Below are 19387 nucleotides of genomic sequence, written 5' to 3'. Positions count from 1 at the left end.
TGGAGGTGTTATGCCCGAAGGCGATTCCGTCCTGCAGCTATCCAACCGCCTGCAGTTCATGGCCGGACGCGAGGTCACCGGCTGTTCCGTGCGTGTACCGCGCTACGCCACCGTGCATCTAGACGGCATGGTGTGCGAGCGCGTCTGGCCCTATGGCAAGCACCTCTTCATGCAATTCGACCAGACCATCGTGCACACTCACCTCAAGATGGAAGGTACCTGGGCCATCCATTACGCAGGCGACCGCTGGCGCAAACCCGGACATACCGCGCGCATCGTCCTGCAGCTAGCCAACTCCCCGCGCGATATTGAGGTTGTAGGTCACCAGCTAGGCTTCGTGGATATCTATCCCGCCGACCAATACCATCAGCGCATCGCCCACCTTGGACCGGATATTCTCGACCCCGACTGGGATCGCGAAGAAGCCCTGCGGCGGCTAAATAACCGTCCCCAACGCGCCATCGGCGCGGCGCTGCTCGACCAAAAGGTCGTCGCCGGCATCGGCAATGAATACCGCGCCGAGGCCTGTTTCCTAGCGGGGGTGCACCCGGCCACACCAGTATCTGCGGTGGATACCGCCCGCATCCTCGACATTTCTCGGCGCATCATGTGGGCTAATCGCACCTCCCCGGTGCGCGTGACCACCGGCGTGCGCCGCGCCGGGGAGACGACCTATGTCTTCGGCCGCAATCGCAAGCGCTGCCGCCGCTGCGGCACCTTCATTACCAAGGGCGCACTCGGCGGTGTGGATGCCGGCGGCGATGAAGGCGAACTCGAGCGCATCATCTGGTGGTGCCCGCATTGCCAGCCGCTCCACCCCGCGAAATAAGATTCCCGCGCTAGTGTGGGGGACATGCGTACCTTTCTTAACATCGTTTGGTTTATCACCGGCGGGTTCCTCCTAGCCCTTGCCTATTTCCTCTTTGGCATCATTGCCTGCATCTTCATCGTTACTATCCCCGCGGGCGTGGCGTCGTTCCGCATGGCCAATTTCGCCCTGTGGCCATTTGGCCGCTCGGTAGTGCAGCCAGTCAAAGGCAGCGGCTCCATGTCCACCTTCTCCAATGTCGTGTGGTTCGTCGTCGCCGGCCTGTGGCTGGCCATTGGGCACGTAACCACCGCGGCGGCACAGGTAGTGACCATCGTGGGAATTCCGGCCGCGCTGGCCAACCTGAAGATGATCCCGGTGACTTGTTTCCCGTTTGGCCGCCGAATTGTGAACTCGGAGGAGATCCCCTTCGGCTGGGAGCCGATGGTCAAACTTTAAGCGCCGGACCGCAGACAAAACAAGCACGTTCTGCCCAATTTCGTGCTGATTATGGGCAGAACGTGCTTGTTTTATAATGCCTTGGGGAGAAAGACCATAAAGCAGCCGCGCTATCCGCCCGCGGAAGGTTCGAAAGCGGGTTAACGCGGCTAAAAGTGGGCGTTTAGCGGTTGGAGCGGTACCAACCGATGAGCTCGTCGGTGGATTGGTCGCCGGATGCGGCTTCCTCCTTGCCGGAGACTGCCGGCGCCAGGTCATTAGCCTGCTGCTTGCCCAGCTCCACGCCCCACTGGTCGAAGGAGTTGATATCCCAGATAACGCCCTGGGTGAACACGATGTGTTCGTAGAGTGCGATGAGAGCGCCGAGGGTCTGCGGGGTGAGCTCCTCAGCCAGGATGGTGGTGGTCGGACGGTTGCCCGGCATCACCTTGTGCGGCACGACGGTCGCGTCCACGCCCTCCGCCGCGATTTCCTCTGCGGTCTTGCCGAAGGCCAGGACCTTGGTCTGGGCAAAGAAGTTGCCCATGAGCAGATCATGCATGGACCCAGAGCCATCGGCGGTGGGGAAGTCCTGCTTCGGGCGGGCAAACCCAATAAAGTCCGCCGGGATGAGGCGGGTGCCTTGGTGCATGAGCTGGAAGAAGGCGTGCTGGCCATTGGTGCCCGGCTCGCCCCAGTAGATTTCGCCGGTGGACGGGACGGTAACCGCGGTGCCGTCGCGGCGTACGGACTTGCCATTAGATTCCATGGTCAGCTGTTGCAGGTAGGCCGGGAAGCGGCCGAGGTCCTGCGAATAGGGCAGAACGGCGTGAGCCTGGGCGCCGAAGAAATTGGTGTACCAGACGCCAAGGAGGCCCATGAGCGCGGGGACGTTTTCTTCCAGCGGTGCGGTGCGGAAGTGCTCGTCCATGGCGTGGAAACCCTCGAGGAAGCGCATGAAGTCCATCGGTCCAATGGTGCACATAAGGGACAAGCCGATGGCGCAATCCACGGAGTAGCGGCCGCCGACCCAATTCCAAAACGGGAACATATTCTCGGTATCGATGCCGAACTCGGCTACCTTTTCCGCATTGGTAGACACAGCGACGAAGTGCTTGGCCACAGCGGATTCATCGCCATCGAATTGCTCGATGAGCCAGCGGCGCGCGGCGTGCGCGTTGGTCAGCGTCTCTTGGGTAGTAAAGGTCTTGGAGGCGATAATGAAGAGGGTGGATTCTGCATCCAGGCCATCGAGGGTGGCGGCCATATCGGCCGGGTCCACGTTGGAAACAAACTCTGCGGAGATGCCAGCGACCTCGTAGGAGCGCAATGCCTTGGCCGCCATGGCCGGGCCGAGGTCGGAGCCACCGATGCCGATATTGACCACCTTTTTGATGGTGTGGCCGGTGTGCCCCAGCCAGGAGCCGGAGCGCAGCGCGGTGGCGAAGTCACGCATGCGGCCTAAGACCTCGTGGACATCGGCGGCGACGTCTTGGCCATCTACGCTTAAGTCATCTTCGACCGGGATACGCAGCGCGGTATGCAGCACGGCGCGGTCCTCAGTGTTATTGATGTGCTCGCCGGCGAACATGGCATCGCGGCGGGACTCTAGGTCGGCGGCCTTGGCTACCTTTACCAGCTGCTTGACGATGTCCCCGTCGATCAGATTCTTCGACAGATCAACGTGCAATCCGGCGGCGTCGAAAGTGAAGTTGCGGGCGCGGTCTGCATCGGCGGCAAAAAGCTCGCGGAGGTTGAGGTTCTTTTTATCCTCATATACTTTCGCGAGCTCGCTCCACTGGGCAGATGCGGTGATATCCATGATGGTTGGCCTTTCTGGCAACTAGCGCATTGGCAACATTTACCTCTCCCACCGTAGTCCAGAAAGGGCAACCGCGTTGGGCCCTATTCAGAGGATGAGTGCGCCTGCCCAGCCGGCGATGAGCAGCGGAATATTGAAATGGATAAAGGTGGGAATGACCGAGTCGCGGATGTGATCGTGCTGGCCGTCCGCGCCGAGACCGGCGGTGGGGCCGAGGGTGGAATCGGAGGCGGGAGAGCCGGCGTCGCCAAGCGCGCCTGCAGTGCCAATGAGCGCAACGGTGGCCGCGGGGCTAAAACCCAGCGACATGCACAGCGGCACGTAGATGACGGAAATGATGGGCAGGGTGGAAAAAGACGAGCCGATGCCCATGGTGACTACCAAGCCCACCACCAGCATGGCACCGGCGGAAAGGACCTTATTGGTGCCAAAGAGGTTAGCGGTGGCATCCACCAGCGGGCCGACCTCGTCGGTGGCCGTCATGACCGAGGCAAAACCCTGGGCGGTGATCATGATGAAGCCGATGAGCGCCATCATCTTCATGCCATCGGTAAAAACGTCATCGGCGTGCTTCCAATTCACCGCGCCGGTAAGCAGCAAAATACCCAGGCCGGTCAGCGCGCCGACCATGAGACCATCGGATTCGAAATCGAGCGCCTGCATGACAATCTGCACCGCAAAGGTGGCAATGATGGCCACGACGGAAACCCAGATCTTATAGGTAGAAGGGGTCTCTTGGTGCTCCGCAGCGGCGATGGGTAGGTCCTGATAGTCACGCGGCTTGCGGTAGCTAAAAAAGATGGCGATGAGCAGGCCTGCGAGCATGCCGAGCGCCGGCACGCCCATAACCTGCATGATATTGATATCTGAGGTATCCAACCCTGCCTGCTGGATATTAAATAACAGGATGTCGTTTAAGTAGATGGAGCCAAAGCCCACCGGAATAAACATGTAGGTGGTAATAAGGCCAAATGTCAGGCAGGTGGTAATGAGCCGGCGGTCTAGGCGCAGCTTATTCATCACCTTAAGCAGCGGCGGAACAATTAGTGGAATGAAAGCAATGTGAACCGGGATGAGGTTTTGGCTCATCACGGACATGGCGATGAGCCCGAGGATGAGCATCCATTTAGTGGCCAAAGCCGCCTTGGGATCCGCTTCGCCGCTGCCGCCGAGCTTGCGGATGAGGAAATTAGCCAGGACCTGGGGCAGCCCAGCCGAGGCCACGCCCATCGCAAAAGCTCCCAAAAGGGCATAGCTCAGCGCAATCTTGGCGCCGCCGCCCAAGCCATCCTGGAAGGCAACCATGGTGGCATCAAGGCCCATGCCGGACATGAGTCCACCCACAATGGCACCCAAGAAGAGAGCCACCACCACATGCACGCGCAAAAGGGCGAGCACGAGCATGACTATGACGGCGATGAGAACTGCATTCATGCTTAGCCAGGATACTGCATAGTATCGGCTGGCCAGTAATTATTCGGTTAGCCCAACCGCCCGCGGCCCATGCGCAGCAGCGCAGAGGCGATGGTGGGGCCTTCTTCGCCGAGTTCATCGCGGAACTGATTCAAAATTGCGATCTCGCGTGTGTGAACGAGGCGAGTACCGCCGGAGCTCATGCGGGTGCGGCCGATTGCTTGGGAGACTTCCGTGCGGCGCTTGGCAGCATCCAAGATGATGCGATCCATGCGGTTGATTTCTTCGCGATACTGTTGGATCTCCGCATCAGATAGGGGATCATCCGTGCCCGAAGGCGTGCGGATGTCCAAGCCATTATTGACGATGTCCTTCTTATCTTCTGCGGTCATAAAACCATATTGTGCCACCCGCCTGAGAAAAAGGAAATAGCAGCTCGCACGGCGGATACGGGGCGTGTCCAGTAGGGCTAGTAGGTTGGAAGGCATTATGAACGAAAACTCTCCTTTTAGTCCTTCCCCGTCTACCGGCGGTGCACCCGCCCCACACCCCTTGGGCGGCTTCGGCGCACCGCGCTCGGCGGACCCGCAACTCGAATCCACTGAACCTTTGACCGAGGGTCTCAACCCACAGCAGCTCGAGGCCGTTACTCATTCCGGTAGCCCGCTGCTCATTGTCGCCGGCGCCGGTTCCGGTAAGACCGCGGTGCTTACCCGGCGTATTGCGTATCTCATGCGCCACCGCGGGGTGAATCCGTGGGAGATCCTCGCCATTACCTTTACTAATAAGGCCGCCGCGGAAATGAAGGAGCGCGTGGGCGGGCTAGTGGGCCCTGTGGCCGAGCGCATGTGGGTGTCTACCTTCCACTCGATTTGTGTGCGCATCCTGCGCCAAAACGCCCAGCTTGTGCCGGGCCTTAATACCAACTTCACCATCTACGATGGTGATGATGCCCGCCGGCTATTGTCCATGATTGCCAAGGACATGCAGCTAGATCTGAAAAAGTACACCCCGCGCGTGCTGGCCAATCAGATTTCCAACCACAAAAACGAACTCATTGGTCCTGAATCTGCGCTGGAGAAGGCGCAGCAGACCAAGAACCCGTTTGAAACTACCGTGGCCCAGGTCTATGCCGAATATCAGCGCCGCTTGCGCGCAGCCAATGCGGTGGACTTTGATGACCTCATCGGTGAGGTGGTGCGGATCTTCACCCAGCACCAGCAGGTGGTGGATTTTTATCGGCGGCGCTTTAAGCACGTGCTTATCGACGAGTACCAGGACACCAACCACGCCCAGTATGCGCTGGTTGCTGCGCTCGTGGGCAGGGGAGAGCTCGGCCCTGACGCGCCTGAACTGTGTGTGGTGGGCGATTCCGACCAGTCCATTTATGCCTTCCGTGGCGCGACCATCCGCAATATCCAGGAATTCGAGCGCGACTACCCGCAAGCACATACCATCTTGCTGGAGCAGAACTATCGCTCCACCCAGACCATTCTCAATGCGGCCAACGCCGTTATTGCTAAAAATGAGAACCGACGCGAGAAGAACCTGTGGACCGCCCATGGGGAAGGCGAGCAGATCGTAGGCTACGTTGCCGATAACGAGCACGATGAGGCGCGGTTCATCGCCTCCGAGATTGATTCCTTGGCGGATAAGGGCCGCAGCTATTCCGATATTGCGGTCATGTACCGCACCAATAATGCCTCTCGTGCGCTGGAAGATATCTTCATCCGCTCCGGAATTCCCTACAAGGTGGTCGGTGGAACGCGCTTTTATGAGCGGCGCGAAATCCGCGATATGGTGGCCTACCTGCGCATCCTGGATAACCCGGACGATACAGTGAGCCTGCGCCGCATTATCAATGTGCCCAAGCGTGCCATTGGTGATAAGGCGCAGGGGCATATCGCCCTGCACGCAGAAAACCACGGCATTAGCTTCGGCAAGGCGCTTGCCGATGTCCCCCGTGGCGAAGTTCCTGGCCTAGCCACCCGGGCCATTAACGCCGTCACCAAATTCAACGAGATGATGGAGGGGATCCGCAATCAGATCCCGTCCATGCGCGATGAGGTTACTGGCCAGCCGGATTTGGGTGACCTGCTTTCCGCCATTTTGGATGCCACGGGGTACAAGGCGGAATTGGAAAACTCGAACGATCCGCAAGATGGCGCGCGCCTAGATAACTTAAACGAGTTGGTATCGGTGGCACGCGAATTTACTTCAGAGGCCGCGAATCAGCTGGCTGCATCTGGTGCAGATGTAGTGGATCCTTCCGAGTTAGTGGAGGAGGGTGAGGCTGCGCCGGGCTCGTTGCAGGCCTTCTTGGAAAAGGTGTCGCTGGTGGCTGATGCTGATCAGATTCCTGACTCGGAGACCGGCGTGGTCACCATGATGACTCTGCACACCGCAAAGGGCCTTGAGTTTCCCGTGGTCTTTTTAACCGGCTGGGAGGATGGTCAATTCCCGCATATGCGCTCACTCGGTGACCCGAAGGAATTGAGCGAAGAGCGCCGCCTAGCCTATGTGGGCATTACTCGTGCCCGCGAACAGTTGTACCTCACCCGTGCCATCTTGCGTTCGGCGTGGGGTAATCCAGTGACCAATCCCGCCAGCCGCTTCCTCGGCGAGGTCCCTGCAGACCTCATCAACTGGCAGCGCGAAGACTCCGATAGTTCCCTCACCGGTGCGTGGGGCGAGGATGATTACCAATATGGTCGTTCCTACGGTCGCGATTGGTCCGGGTGGGGCAGAGGCGGGTCCCGCGGTGGCCAGCGCGCTGCGTCTTCCCCATCGCAGCGCACGAGCAAGCCGGCGGCAACCTCAATGCCCAAGAACAATAACCTCAACCTTGCCGTGGGGGACCGTGTCAATCACGCTAAATACGGGCTCGGTACCGTCATTGAGACGTCGGGCTCCGGCAAGCGTGCCACGGTCACCGTGGACTTTGGTTCTTCCGGCAAGGTTCGGCTGATGCTCATCGGCGGAGTGCCGATGGAAAAGCTCTAGACCGAAATGCCGCGCTCGTTGAACCAGGAGACTGGGTCAACGGGTGCTCCACCACCTGGGTGAATCTCAAAGTGGAGGTGCGGGCCAGTGGAGTGGCCCTCGTTGCCAATGCCGGCGATCTCTTGACCCGCGGTCACGTGGTCGCCCACGTTGACCTTGAGCTGGTCTGCCGACATGTGGCCGTAGACGGAGATGGTGCCGTCATCGTGCTGGATGCGGATCCAGTTGCCAAAGCCCTGTGCTGGCCCGGAGTTGATTACGGTGCCGTCCATGACCGCCACAATCGGGGTGCCCACGGAGTTTGCTACGTCGATGCCGTTGTGCATCGTGCCCCAACGCTGGCCGAAGCCAGAAGTAAGGGTACCGGAGGTAGGAAAGACCACGGTATTGCCCGCGGAATCCGTGCCGCGCTTCGTGGTGAGTCCAGAGTGGTCGCCCTTCGGGGCGAATGCTTCTTTCAGCCCTGGTACAGAACCCGGATCGAGCACGATATTGATGCCGCCGGATTGGTTCCCGTCTACCTGCGGGGTGGTCTCGCCGTTCACTACGCCTACGGTGGTGGTGGCCAAGCCCACGAGGGCGTCGACCACGCCGGCGTTATCTACGTTCGTAGCGGTGGGCTCGGAAGAGCCGTCCGATACGTCCACGCTAGCCACTGGCTCTGCAGCAAAAGCGGTGGTGCCGGTAGCAAGTACGGTACCGAGCGTAACGATGCTCAGCGCCACGTTCTTGCGTGCGCGGTTCATGCGCTTCATATTTAAGTCCTTTTCATGGCTGTGCATGGTCTCGGGACGCCTGCACCGTGGGAGGGGCGGCGTCTTTCAACTGCCAACCGCGACACGCCGAAAGCCAAAATGCTTGCGCTCGTAATCGCTTGTGGCAACGAGTTAAAAGTTAGCCCTCTCTAATGGCCCGCGCAATCTTAAAAAACGCTGGTAGTGGCGGAAAAAATTCGAAATCATTCGAACATGCCAGCTTGTTGCGCGTGTTACTGATGGGGCTAAAGTGGTGTATGTAAAGTAGTGGTTTAGGGTCTGGGGGTGGACCTTGGGGGTGAAGGACGCGACTGTGGCTGATATGTGTGGGTTGCGGAAATAAGTGGATGAGAAAATGTCCGTCTACCTGCGGCAAGTCTGGGCCCTAGACTTGCCTGAATGTGTCTCTGGCGCCCTTGCGGGGTTCCAGTGTGGCCGCGTCTGTGTTCGTGTCCCGCTTTATGGCGAGCGGGTCACTCGGGCGGTGTTGGGGGACTGTGGGGCTTTCTGAGGGCAGTGTTGGCGAGAGGGGGTGCTCGGTTGGGCTGTCGGTGCTATAGGCGCTTCTGGATATGAAAAAGCACCGCAGGAGAAACCTTTGCGGCGCTTAACAAGAAGGTGTTGGGGTGGGGGCCTTAGAGGTCGATGCCTCGCTCAGCCAGCCAAGGCTGCGGATCGATTGCCTCGCCACCGTTCGGGTGAACTTCGAAGTGGAGGTGGGAGCCGGTGGAAAAGCCCATCGAGCCCATGCCGGCAATCTTCTGGCCAGCATGCACGTGCTCGCCAACGGCCACGTCAAGAGTTTGCATGTGACCATAAACGGTCATGGTGCCGTCGTCGTGCATGATGCGGATCCACTGGCCAAAGCCGGAAGCTGGACCGGAGTCGATGACCGTACCATCCATGACGGCAAGGATTGGGGTGCCGGGAGAGTTGGCGATGTCGACGCCCTTGTGGAAGGTGCCCCAGCGCATAGCGAATGGAGATGTGAATGCGCCTTCGGCAGGGCGGGCAATGGAAGGTGCGCGAGCAGCTTCATCGGCAGCGGCGCGCTCCTCGGAAGCCTGGATGGCCTTGTTGAGCTGATCAGTGAGATCTGCAACCGGCTTTGCCTCAGCTACGTTGAGGATTTGCGGGGTGGCGTCAACGGGAGCCTCGGCTGCGTCCTCAACTTGGGTGGAGTCAGAGGCGAGTTCGAAGTCAACGGACTGCGTTTTGGTGGTGGCCGCGTCATCGGACTGAATATTTGCGGCGGCTGCGCCACCAATGCCGGCAGTGGAAACGGCACCTGCCGCAACCGTCATTACGGCAATGCGGCCCTTCGCGGTCTGCGAGGTGACAATCTTGCGATGGCGGCCGGCGCCACGCTGAACTTTGCTTCGCATCAGGTCTTCTTTCGTCATTTTCACAATCTGCGTAATGGAGTGTTACATCCTCACCGAGTTAGTTACGAGATTGTGACCTTCTTGTTACCAACGAGATGTAACAGTAGCGTCTCAAAAAGATAACAGCAACCCAAATTAAGAATTTTTCAGGCGCCACTAGGCGGAATTGCCCATGAGCAGGCGACATGGGGTGGAGGGCATTTTGTTAATGCGATAAAGATCCCACGCAGGCTCCGCGTGCGTCACGCAAAAACTAACGACCTTTGACTCATAGTATTACAGCCAGAGTTAAGGGTGTGAAACAAGGGTAGATTTTATACTCCTTATATATCTGTATAGTGCAGGTGCGCAGGTTATCCCCGGTGATTTTGCGGGTGCCTCGTCGCGTCACTCCGATTTTGGCTCCGGAAGGTGGCAAAGTGGACGCCGATGAACAAAAATACCAGCCCCCAATCTCGGTCAACGCCCCGCCCGCGTAGGCAGGCGCGCGGTCGGAGTGTGCGCACGGAGCGTACCTCGCGTGCTCCCCATCCCAACGGGGTGCGCCAGTCCTCTGGATCTGCCCGGCGCGTCGCTCGGAAAGCCGGTTCCAAGGCCAAGGCTCGTCGCGCTCCCGCGCCTCTGACTAAGGCCGGCCGCATCCGCCGCATGCTTATCACGGCGGCAGTGCCCAATGTGGTCATTGTCCTTATCATTATGGCCATCGCTCTCGGCGGTCTTATGCTGGCAGGCTCTCCCTTGGCGTGGTGGTACACCATCGTGGCGGAGTCATGGATGGTCTTTAACCTTGCGCCAGTCTCGGCGGCCGATGTGCACATCTCTTTCTTGCCCGCCTTACCCGCGCTCATCTTGGCGGCGGTGGTGGCGGTTCGCGTGCGCAACGCGGTAAAGCACAAGGTTAGCGTCAAGGACCTGCTCATCCTTCTTAGCTGCGTGCTTGGCGTGCCAGTGGTATTTACCATCATCGCATGGCTGATGCTGTGGGACGCGGGCAAGGTCTATGACGTCTCCCCGCCAAGCCTGGCACAAGCCCTGCTGCGGGTTATTGTTCTGCATCTTGCCGCCATGGCCGCCGGTATGGGCACGCGCTTGTGGCGGGCATTGGCCAAGCGTTACGGGGTGCCGCGCCAGATTATCGACGCCGCCCAGATCGCCCTTCGCTACCTCGGCTACCTGGCCATTGGCGCAGCCATAGTCTTTGCAGTGGTTTTTGTCCTCAATATTTCTCGCCAGGGCGAGATGATGGATGAATATCCCACGGTATCCGGGCTCGGCGTTGCCGGTCTCGTGCTAATGAGCCTGCTGTATATTCCCAATGCCATCGTCAGCACCGCGGCGGTATTGGTGGGCGCAGAGTTTTCTGTCGGCGAAGGCTCGGTCAGCCTCTTTAGTGCCCACCTCGTACCGCTGCCGCCACTGCCGATTACCGGCGGTATCCCAGCATCAATGCCCGGCTGGGCGGTAGCGCTTATGATCGTCCCCCTCGGCGCTGCAATCTACTCGGTATATAAAAAGCGTCCGAACTTTCAAGACGCACTGGTAGCTACGGTAGCCTCCGCTGTAGTTATGTTGATCGCCTGCTATCTCGTCAGCGGTGAGCTTGGCTACTACGGCGTCACCGGCCCGAAGCTGTGGACCGCTGCGGGACTAACCGCTTTGTGGATGGCCGTTGTGGGCAGTGCAGTGGCCGCAGGTTTCGCCTTCGTTGCGTGGCGCACAGCCCGCACAGAAACTGGTGCTTCCCTGGAAGATGCACACGCGGATGCCCCCGCTGTCGATGCTGCGGCTGCCGATGCCACCGAGGATTCCGCCGAGCCGGAGCGCGAGCCCATCACGGATCCGGAAGTCGTTGACGCCGAGGTCGTAGAGGACCAGGTTGTCGAAGACCAGGAAGCAGAGGAGGAAGGCGCTGCAATGAAGACCGCCACGGAGGAAGACACCCCGGCTGAGGATGCGGCGAAGCAGCAAGAGGAATCAGAGGAAGCTGAGAGGGAGAAAAGGGGCGTCGCCAAGCCGGTTAGCCAACAGTTGAAGGACCAAATGGGGGAGAAAGAGCAGGATTCTCCGAACGAGAATTCCCCCGAGGAGGGGGAGAGGGGCTAGGCTATAGCGCGTGACTTCACCGATGCCTCCGCGCTATACCGCTGACCCTAAACGCCTCCGAGTGGTGGTGCTCGTTTCTGGAACGGGTTCCCTGCTACAAGCCATCGTGGATGCCCAGGCCGGGCACTACCAGGTAGTTAAAGTAGTGGCGGATAAGGAATGCCACGGTATTTCCCGCGCCCAGGACCACGGGATCGATACCGAGGTCGTGGCGCTGGGTGCGGATCGCGCCGAATGGAATCAACGTCTGGTTGGCGCAGTAGATGCTGCGCAGCCAGACGTTGTTGTTTCTGCGGGCTTTATGAAGATTTTGGGCCAGGGATTCCTGGACCGCTTTGAAGGCCGCACTATCAATACCCACCCGGCACTGCTGCCTGCCTTCAAGGGAGCGCACGCGGTGCGCGACGCCCTGGACTATGGCGTGAAGATCACCGGCTCTACCGTTCACTTTGTGGACGCGGGCGTGGATACCGGCTCCATCATTGCGCAGCGGCCCGTGGCCATCAATGCGGACGATGACGAGTCCAGCCTCCACGAGCGCATCAAACAGGTAGAGCGCGATCTCATCGTGGAGGTGCTGCGCGCAGCGGCGATCCACGACGAAGAACTTACTATTCAACTCGCAGACTAAGACTTTTCGAAAGGCTTAATCCTCCTCATGAGCGAAGACCGCAAGCAGGTAAAGCGCGCCCTTATCAGCGTGTACGACAAAACCGGGCTGGAGGATCTAGCCCGCGCCCTCGATAAGGCAGGGGTGGAAATCGTCTCCACCGGCTCCACCGCGAAGAAGATCGCGGACCTAGGCATCGAGGTCACTCCGGTAGAAAAGCTCACCGGCTTCCCGGAGTGCTTGGAAGGCCGCGTCAAGACGCTGCACCCGCGCGTTCACGCCGGCATCCTGGCTGATACCCGCAAGGAAGATCACCTCAACCAGCTCTCCGAGCTCGAGGTGGAGCCTTTCCAGCTCGTCGTAGTTAACCTGTACCCCTTCCGCGAGACCGTCGCTTCCGGCGCGGACTTCGATGGCTGCGTGGAGCAGATCGATATCGGCGGTCCATCCATGGTGCGTGCGGCCGCCAAGAACCACCCCTCCGTTGCCGTAGTCGTGGATCCTTCCCGTTATGACGAGGCCGTGGAGGCCATCAACAACGGAGGCTTCACCCTGGAGCAGCGCCGTGGCCTGGCCCGCGACGCGTTCCTGCATACCGCGGACTATGATGCGGCTGTCTCCGCTTGGTTCGTGGACCAGCTCAGCGAGGAGGGGCAAACCACCCCGCTGCGCTACGGTGAGAACTCGCACCAAACAGCCACTGTCACCCGCATCGGTTCCAAGGGGCTTGCTAATGCCACCCAGTTCAATGGCAAAGAGATGAGCTACAACAACTACCAGGATGCGGATGCTGCCTGGCGCGCCGCGTGGGATCATGAGCGTCCCTGCGTGGCGATTATCAAGCACACCAATCCTTGTGGCATTGCCGTTTCTGAAGAGTCCATCGCCGCTGCCCACCGCGCAGCGCATGCATGCGACCCGATGTCCGCTTTCGGCGGCGTCATTGCCGTCAACCGCGAGGTCACCGTAGAGATGGCCGAGCAGGTCAAGGAAATCTTTACCGAGGTTATCGTCGCTCCTTCCTACGAGGACGGTGCCATCGAGGTGCTCAAGGCCAAGAAGAACCTGCGCGTGCTCCAGGCGGAGCACGAGGACCAGCACGAAGAGCGCAAGTACATCTCTGGCGGTGTGCTCACCCAGGAGCCAGATACCTACCAGGCCGAGGGCGATAACCCGGCCAACTGGACCCTGGCGGCAGGCGAGGCTCTCAACGAGTCCGATATGGCCGAGCTCGAGTTCGCGTGGCGCGCCGTGCGCGCGGTGAAGTCCAATGCGATCTTGTTAGCCAAGGACAATGCGACCGTGGGCGTGGGCATGGGGCAGGTCAACCGCGTTGACTCTGCCAAGCTCGCCGTCGAGCGCGCCAATACCCTGGCCGATGGTGCCAACCGCACCGAGGGGTCCTTCGCCGCTTCCGATGCCTTCTTCCCATTCGCCGATGGTTTGCAGGTGCTTCTCGACGCCGGCGTGAAGGCCGTTGTTCAGCCCGGCGGCTCCATCCGCGATGAAGAAGTCATTGCAGCGGCCAAGGCAGCCGGCGTCACCCTTTATCTGACCGGTACCCGCCACTTCGCGCACTAGCCTAAGCTAGGTTTCATGACGTTCCCTATCCGCCGGGCCTGGCACCCGGCAGCTGCGCTCATCGCATGCATGCTCGCACTGAGTGCCTGCGGCGATGAGAATGCGGCGGATAATTCCCCTACTTTTGTCAATACCGAGGCGCGCGGCACAGCCGATCCTCTCTATGGTGAGACCACGGATGCGCCGTCGGTGGCTTCATCTGCGGCGCCTGCTGCCGAGTCTGCCCCAGCCTCCTCCACTGAACCATCGGCTGCAGCCGCTGCCGGTGATGTCCAAGCCGTGCTGGACCGCATCGTGGCAGAACACGGAAATGTAGGCATCGCGGTCTCCGATGGTACTTCCACCGTAGAAGCTGGGCGCACCGCTCCCGAAGCCGCGTGGTCGACTTCCAAAGTTCCCGTGCTCATTGCGGCGAATCGTACCGGTGTGGCCGATAGCCAGCTGGTGTCCTCCGCGATTACTTACTCCGAAAACGAGGCCGCTAAAGCCGCGTGGGCGGCTTTAGGGGAGGGCACCGCCGCCGCCCAAACTGCGCAAAGCGTTCTTGCGGAGGCAGGCGATAGCGCCACCCAAGTCCAATCCCAGGTCACCCGACCGGAGTTTACGGCCTTCGGTCAAACCATGTGGAGCGTGGGCAACCAGGCTAAGTTTATGGCTGGGTTGCGCTGCGTGGAGGGAGCGCAGCCGATTATCGACGCCATGGGTGTCGCCGATCCGGCGCAAAGCTACGGTCTACGCACCTTGCCGGGCTCCTTCATGAAGGGCGGCTGGGGACCAAACCCCGCTGGTGCTTACGATGTGCGACAGATGGGTATGGTCCGGTTGGGTGGGCACGATGTCGCCGTAGCAATGATTGCCTCGTCCCCTGATGGCCAGTACGCCTCCGCCCAGGCGGTTCTTACATCCATTGCCGAAGAACTCGCTCAAGCCGATACGCAGTGGCCCAGCCCAGCCTGCTAAGTCCTAGCACCAGAAAGGAAAACTCATGACTTCTCGCTCTCGCCTCCGCACACTTGCCGCGGGCTTTGTCCCGCTCGTGGCTGCCAGCCTCGCGCTTAACGGCTGCAGCGACTCTCAGAATGAGGCTACCCCCAGCTTCAAAGGCCAGGGGAGTGGAATGACCACGGTCGACAACGCTGATAAAGAAGAGAAAAGTGGCGAGGAAACCGCGGCTGCGCAGGAGACCGTAACGAAAGAGGAGGATGCCCCTGAGGAGCCACCAGTAGTCACGGTCACGCAGACAGAAAAGCAGGAATCACCATCCTCTTCCGGCGGGGGACAAAAGAGTGGTGTGGGTAACTACATTTCCAACTTCAACGAGTACGGGTGGCTGGACGGCGGCTATGCCAACTGTCAGCGATTTGAGCGTGCCTTATTCGCCGGCTCTGGTCCCGACGGCAGGGTGATCATTTGTGAAACCGGCGGTGGAGCCAAGTTCTATCGCTCGTCGATGTTTGATGGGCAGTTCCAAACGGGCGACGTTACTCAAGACGGAAATAACTACTACGTCAATGCGGATCCCTCGATTATCGTGGTGACCCCGAGCGGCGTCAGCGTGCGCGAGGGAGGCGGATTGGCCGCCACGGGAGAGTTTACGGAGTCGTGGCAGCGCTAATGAGGGGTTAGCGCGACTTCTTCTTGCGGTCGGCCGCTGCGGCGGCGGCCGCGGAGATGGAGTCGTTGCGGTTTTTCAGTAGCTCGAGGGTGGTTTCCTCGGCGTTATCGGGGACGGAGGCGCCGAGAACGGCTAGGGCGGCGTCGGCAAGCATGGCTGCTGTCTCCGGTACCGACTGGGAAGCATCGAACGGAGGGGTGCCGTTATTGGGGCGCATCTCAATGACGGATAAAGCGATGTGGAACGGCAACTCCACCCGGGGATCATCTTTGCCCACGATGGCGGCGGCGGTGGAGCGGAAGTGATTCTGCAGGCGATCGCGCGAACTGTGATACTCGGAGAACTCCGAAGAATTAGCCACCGGCAGCTGATATAAGCGGCCCACGTTCCAGCCGCTGGTAAGCAACAGACGCGATTCCGCGGCGACCAAAGACCACAGGCGCTGAGCCGGATCCGCATCGGTGCCGGCCAGCTCATCGGCCAACTCCAAGGAAGGCTCGATGGTGGAATTTAGCAGCGTAAGGAAAATCTCCGTCTTGGACGGAAAGTGGTAGTACAAAGAGGCCTGACGGATACCAACCGCGTCTGCAATCTGGTGCGTGGACGTGGTAGCAAAACCCTGGGTAGTGAAAAGCTCGGAGGAGGCGTCCAATATCTCCTCACGGGCGCTATTGCCCCTGCGCCGCGGGCTGTGTTTACGCGGCCTACCGACATTGCCAGCCATGCGGTGGGACGCCTCCTTTCATAAAAGAGAAATCACTTTTATTAACCAACTGTACAATTTTATGCCCGACTAGGTACAGCTTCCGAATCCGCACCGTAGGGCCTATTTATATTCTTCTGCCCGCCGTGCAATGGATTCAAACGTAGCTGAGACGATGCGGCAGGCCGAGCCATAAGCTGTGCGGTCGAGCGGCGGCAGATCTCGCAGCGTAGTCGAGTGCTCGCTGACGCGTTCGTACCAACGGCGCAACTCTAGTGCATAGCCGGTACGCCACGCTAGGTCCAAAGATTCCGCGTCAGCGGCGCTGAGCAGATCGCGCTCCACGCCAATGGCCAAGCGATCCACCGTCGGGCGCGGCCCCGGCGCCGCCCAGCGAGCAATAGCTGCGATGGGCGAGAGCAGGGTGGCTTTGATATCTACGTCAGCATCCCGATCCGGCAAGCCGTCCACCATCTTTAGGGCAGGAGGGCGCTGAGCCAAGGCTTCCTCAAGAAGTGCTTGCTCGCTGCCGTTTCCGAGGGGTAGGCCGGCATCGACGCGTGCGGCGATAGAATCAGCTGATTCTTGAGCTCGGAGACCGACATCAGAGAAGACCTCTAGAAGATCTGCATCTTGGCCAATCCATTCCACCGGCATCGATGGCAGCTGGTCCCCACGGGCGGCAGCGCCGGTAAGGCGGACCGGGGAGTTGACCCCAGGGGAGCGAACAATATCCGTAATCAAGCGAGAATACCAGTGCGCCAATTCAATCTCATCGTCTTGGTGAGCGACAGCATTGCGCAGGATATCTTGGGCCTCTGCGAGTAGTCCGCGGGCGGTAGCGCGGGACTGGCAGTGCGGGGCAAGCTCGGAGAGGTCGAGTAGGGATTGGTGCAGGGCCATTGTTCACTGCCTTTCACTAGTGCGGGGCCGGTGCTTCCCCAAGTAGTTGCGGAGGCACGAATGCTTTCAATCTAACACCTGAACCTTTAGGGCTGGGCATATGGGTCTAGGGGAGGGGACAAGGGGGTAAAAACGACTTTCGCCGCCTGCCCTCGAGGAGGGAGGCGGCGAAAGTGAATGGTTCTTTTACCGTGTCACACTTGCCAGCGGCAAAAGTGCGCTGTTGATACCCAGCTACTGTTTAGCGGGTGGTGAACGGCAGGAGAGCCATTTCGCGTGCGTTCTTGACTGCAGTAGCAACCTGACGCTGCTGCTGCGGAGTCAGACCGGTGACGCGACGGGAACGGATCTTGTGGCGATCCGAGATGAATAGACGCAGAGTCTTGGTGTCCTTGTAGTCCACCTTCTCGATGCCCTCAGCCTTCAAAGGGTTCTTCTTTGGGCGACGGCTCTGCTCCATACGGAACTTCTTTTGGTTATTGCGCTTATTAGCCATTGTGCAATTACCCCTTTACCAGCTGGACTTGCGAACGCCCGGCAGCTCACCACGGTGAGCCATGCCGCGCATACGGACACGGGACAGGCCGAACTTGCGGAGGTAACCGCGTGGGCGGCCATCGGCAGCGTCACGGTTACGAACGCGGGCTGGGGAAGCATCACGAGGCTGGCGGTTCAGCTCGAACTGAGCCTCCAAGCGCTCCTCATCCGGGGTGTTCGGGTTCTTGATGATCTTCTTGAGCTCAGCGCGACGCTCCGCATAGCGGGCGACGATTTCCTTGCGCTGCTCGTTCTTAGCGATCTTGGACTTCTTAGCCATTGATTATCGCTCCTCGCGGAATTCGACGTGCTTGCGGGCAATCGGATCGAACTTCTTCAGGGTGATGCGATCCGGGTTGTTGCGCTTGTTCTTACGGGTCACGTAGGTGTAACCGGTGCCCGCAGTGGACTTCAGCTTAATGATTGGGCGGATATCGTTACGTGCCATACTTAAATCTTCTCCCCACGTGCGCGAATCTTAGCCACAACGGACTCGATGCCATCGCGGTCGATGATCTTCATGCCCTTGGTGGAAACATTCAGGGTGATGGTACGGCCCTCAGAGGGCAGGTAGTAGCGACGACGCTGCACGTTGGGGTTCCAACGGCGCGAAGTGCGGCGGTGCGAGTGCGAGACCTGCTTGCCGAATTCCGGCTTGCGGCCCGTTACCTGGCAAATAGCCGACATGGGTCTTCTTTCTCCTAGCCGCCCACATCATGGCTATAGACAATGAAGCGCCGACTGCCGTGTGAGGGTGGCAGTGCTCAAAAGTGAGGTGTGAGCGGGTGCGGCGCCATCGTCAAACACCAGTAGACGGGGCGTAAAACGTATATTTTGACAACAGCAAGGGAAAATCTTACAGCCTTGGGCGCGATTTACCTAATCGCTGCCTTCGTGCGGTAGCTGGTCCGTTTGCCGTGCTGGGGTGGTGTTTGTCTGTGTGGGCCTGTCGCGCGTAATGCAAGAAACGTGTGTGAACTGAGTGGTTGACGCCGGTTGGGGATTTCGTATCTGGGGTAGTTGACTGTAGGATAATCCAGGTTGTTGACCCGTGCCACGCGGTGCGCGGTTGACAGAGTGAAATTTGTACGTCCCAACTCGGGCACGATCTTCGCAGTAAACGCGTAGAACCGACCCGTAGTCCAACCCTGAGGGAATATATATGAAGAAAGATATTCACCCGGATTACCACCCGGTAGTCTTCCGTGATGCTGGTACCGGTCACTCCTTTTTGACCAAGTCCACCGCTTCCTCCGACCGCACTGTGGAGTGGGAAGACGGCAACGAGTACCCACTGATCGTCGTTGACGTTACCGCTGAGTCCCACCCATTCTGGACTGGTGCACAGCGCGTTATGGATACCGCCGGCCGCGTCGAGCGCTTCAACCAGCGCTTCGGTGGCATGGCTCGCCGCAAGAAGAAGAACGCGTAAGGAGGAGAGTAGAAAATGGCAACTCCTAAGTTTAAGAAGTCCCGTGCGAATACCCACGCACGTCGTTCCCAGTGGAAGGCTGACAACGTAGCCCTCCAGGAAGTCAACATCGATGGCCAGACCGTGCGTATCCCGCGCCGCCTGGTCAAGGCTGCCAAGCTGGGTCTGGTTGATGTAGAGCAGTTCTAAGCTCTTATTTTAATTTCCCCGTCGACTCTCTTTGGGTGAGTTGGGCGGGGATTTTTTAGCTTCAAAGTCTTCCTATAAGTATGTTCTCAC

21 protein-coding genes are annotated in these 19387 nt (G+C 59.5%); 10 read left to right on the top strand and 11 right to left on the bottom strand.

Going from position 1 to position 19387, the window contains the following annotated elements:
* Positions 1 to 10: 10 nt before the first annotated feature.
* A complete protein-coding gene (locus L8V22_RS09720; RefSeq protein WP_238801973.1) occupies positions 11 to 829 on the top strand; it encodes a DNA-formamidopyrimidine glycosylase family protein in 819 nt (272 codons plus the stop codon).
* 24 nt (positions 830 to 853) lie between these two features.
* Positions 854 to 1267: a YccF domain-containing protein gene (locus L8V22_RS09715; RefSeq protein WP_023021991.1), complete on the top strand. Its 414-nt coding sequence runs from the start codon at positions 854 to 856 to the stop codon at positions 1265 to 1267.
* Between the two features lie 163 nt (positions 1268 to 1430).
* On the opposite strand, the gene pgi is transcribed toward L8V22_RS09715, so the two are convergent.
* From pgi to L8V22_RS09700, 3 genes are all read right to left on the bottom strand, one after another.
* Complete coding sequence (gene pgi / locus L8V22_RS09710) at positions 1431 to 3068, bottom strand: glucose-6-phosphate isomerase (RefSeq protein ID WP_238801974.1); 1638 nt, start codon at positions 3066 to 3068, stop codon at positions 1431 to 1433.
* An 87-nt stretch (positions 3069 to 3155) separates the two neighbouring features.
* Positions 3156 to 4502, bottom strand: a complete 1347-nt coding sequence (locus L8V22_RS09705; protein ID WP_238801975.1) for a Na+/H+ antiporter family protein — start codon at positions 4500 to 4502, stop codon at positions 3156 to 3158.
* A 47-nt stretch (positions 4503 to 4549) separates the two neighbouring features.
* Positions 4550 to 4873 (bottom strand): chorismate mutase, encoded by a 324-nt coding sequence (locus tag L8V22_RS09700; protein ID WP_086588683.1) that lies wholly within the window; start codon positions 4871 to 4873, stop codon positions 4550 to 4552.
* A gap of 97 nt (positions 4874 to 4970) precedes the next feature.
* On the opposite strand from L8V22_RS09700, the gene pcrA reads away from it, so the two are divergent.
* Positions 4971 to 7484 carry a DNA helicase PcrA gene (gene pcrA, locus L8V22_RS09695; protein WP_238801976.1) on the top strand — a complete coding sequence of 838 codons (2514 nt, stop codon included), beginning with the start codon at positions 4971 to 4973 and terminating at the stop codon, positions 7482 to 7484.
* Here pcrA and L8V22_RS09690 read toward each other — a convergent pair.
* Positions 7481 to 8239, bottom strand: coding sequence for a M23 family metallopeptidase (locus tag L8V22_RS09690; RefSeq protein ID WP_238801977.1), 759 nt, complete (start codon positions 8237 to 8239; stop codon positions 7481 to 7483). The two genes, pcrA and L8V22_RS09690, sit on opposite strands and share 4 nt — an antisense overlap.
* Positions 8240 to 8874: 635 nt before the next feature.
* Entirely contained in the window at positions 8875 to 9624 is a 750-nt protein-coding gene (locus L8V22_RS09685; protein ID WP_238801980.1) for a M23 family metallopeptidase, read from the bottom strand.
* 498 nt (positions 9625 to 10122) lie between these two features.
* On the opposite strand from L8V22_RS09685, the gene L8V22_RS09680 reads away from it, so the two are divergent.
* From L8V22_RS09680 to L8V22_RS09660, 5 genes are read left to right on the top strand one after another with little or no spacing between them, the layout of a single operon-like run.
* Positions 10123 to 11727 carry a cell division protein PerM gene (locus tag L8V22_RS09680; protein ID WP_269966486.1) on the top strand — a complete coding sequence of 535 codons (1605 nt, stop codon included), beginning with the start codon at positions 10123 to 10125 and terminating at the stop codon, positions 11725 to 11727.
* Positions 11728 to 11749: 22 nt separating this feature from the next.
* Positions 11750 to 12358 carry a phosphoribosylglycinamide formyltransferase gene (gene purN / locus L8V22_RS09675; protein ID WP_238802240.1) on the top strand — a complete coding sequence of 203 codons (609 nt, stop codon included), beginning with the start codon at positions 11750 to 11752 and terminating at the stop codon, positions 12356 to 12358.
* Between the two features lie 27 nt (positions 12359 to 12385).
* Positions 12386 to 13918 carry a bifunctional phosphoribosylaminoimidazolecarboxamide formyltransferase/IMP cyclohydrolase gene (gene purH / locus L8V22_RS09670; protein ID WP_238802234.1) on the top strand — a complete coding sequence of 511 codons (1533 nt, stop codon included), beginning with the start codon at positions 12386 to 12388 and terminating at the stop codon, positions 13916 to 13918.
* A 15-nt stretch (positions 13919 to 13933) separates the two neighbouring features.
* Positions 13934 to 14878 carry a hypothetical protein gene (locus L8V22_RS09665; protein ID WP_238802235.1) on the top strand — a complete coding sequence of 315 codons (945 nt, stop codon included), beginning with the start codon at positions 13934 to 13936 and terminating at the stop codon, positions 14876 to 14878.
* A 25-nt stretch (positions 14879 to 14903) separates the two neighbouring features.
* Positions 14904 to 15533, top strand: a complete 630-nt coding sequence (locus tag L8V22_RS09660; RefSeq protein ID WP_238802236.1) for a hypothetical protein — start codon at positions 14904 to 14906, stop codon at positions 15531 to 15533.
* Positions 15534 to 15540: 7 nt separating this feature from the next.
* On the opposite strand, the gene L8V22_RS09655 is transcribed toward L8V22_RS09660, so the two are convergent.
* The 6 genes from L8V22_RS09655 to rpmB all read right to left on the bottom strand — a co-directional run bounded on the left by L8V22_RS09655 (position 15541) and on the right by rpmB (position 18363).
* A complete protein-coding gene (locus tag L8V22_RS09655) occupies positions 15541 to 16257 on the bottom strand; it encodes a TetR/AcrR family transcriptional regulator (protein ID WP_238802237.1) in 717 nt (238 codons plus the stop codon).
* A gap of 102 nt (positions 16258 to 16359) precedes the next feature.
* Positions 16360 to 17139 carry a putative nucleotidyltransferase substrate binding domain-containing protein gene (locus tag L8V22_RS09650; RefSeq protein WP_238802238.1) on the bottom strand — a complete coding sequence of 260 codons (780 nt, stop codon included), beginning with the start codon at positions 17137 to 17139 and terminating at the stop codon, positions 16360 to 16362.
* Positions 17140 to 17380: 241 nt separating this feature from the next.
* The gene (gene rpsR / locus L8V22_RS09645) at positions 17381 to 17635 is read right to left on the bottom strand and encodes a 30S ribosomal protein S18 (protein ID WP_005279904.1); all 255 of its coding nucleotides are present in this window, start codon (positions 17633 to 17635) and stop codon (positions 17381 to 17383) included.
* A gap of 15 nt (positions 17636 to 17650) precedes the next feature.
* The gene (gene rpsN / locus L8V22_RS09640; protein WP_005279906.1) at positions 17651 to 17956 is read right to left on the bottom strand and encodes a 30S ribosomal protein S14; all 306 of its coding nucleotides are present in this window, start codon (positions 17954 to 17956) and stop codon (positions 17651 to 17653) included.
* Between the two features lie 3 nt (positions 17957 to 17959).
* Complete coding sequence (gene rpmG, locus L8V22_RS09635; protein ID WP_005279910.1) at positions 17960 to 18124, bottom strand: 50S ribosomal protein L33; 165 nt, start codon at positions 18122 to 18124, stop codon at positions 17960 to 17962.
* Positions 18125 to 18126: 2 nt separating this feature from the next.
* Positions 18127 to 18363, bottom strand: a complete 237-nt coding sequence (gene rpmB, locus L8V22_RS09630) for a 50S ribosomal protein L28 (protein ID WP_005279911.1) — start codon at positions 18361 to 18363, stop codon at positions 18127 to 18129.
* Between the two features lie 475 nt (positions 18364 to 18838).
* Here rpmB and L8V22_RS09625 point away from each other — a divergent pair, with 475 nt between their 5' ends.
* The gene (locus L8V22_RS09625) at positions 18839 to 19108 is read left to right on the top strand and encodes a type B 50S ribosomal protein L31 (protein ID WP_005323793.1); all 270 of its coding nucleotides are present in this window, start codon (positions 18839 to 18841) and stop codon (positions 19106 to 19108) included.
* Between the two features lie 15 nt (positions 19109 to 19123).
* On the top strand, positions 19124 to 19297 hold the full coding sequence (rpmF, locus tag L8V22_RS09620) for a 50S ribosomal protein L32 (protein ID WP_238802239.1): 174 nt from the start codon (positions 19124 to 19126) through the stop codon (positions 19295 to 19297).
* Positions 19298 to 19387 lie beyond the last annotated feature (90 nt).

It is taken from the genome of Corynebacterium yonathiae, assembly GCF_027570195.1.
Classification (GTDB): Bacteria; Actinomycetota; Actinomycetes; order Mycobacteriales; family Mycobacteriaceae; genus Corynebacterium; species Corynebacterium yonathiae.
This window is presented reverse-complemented; position numbering and strand designations above follow the sequence as displayed.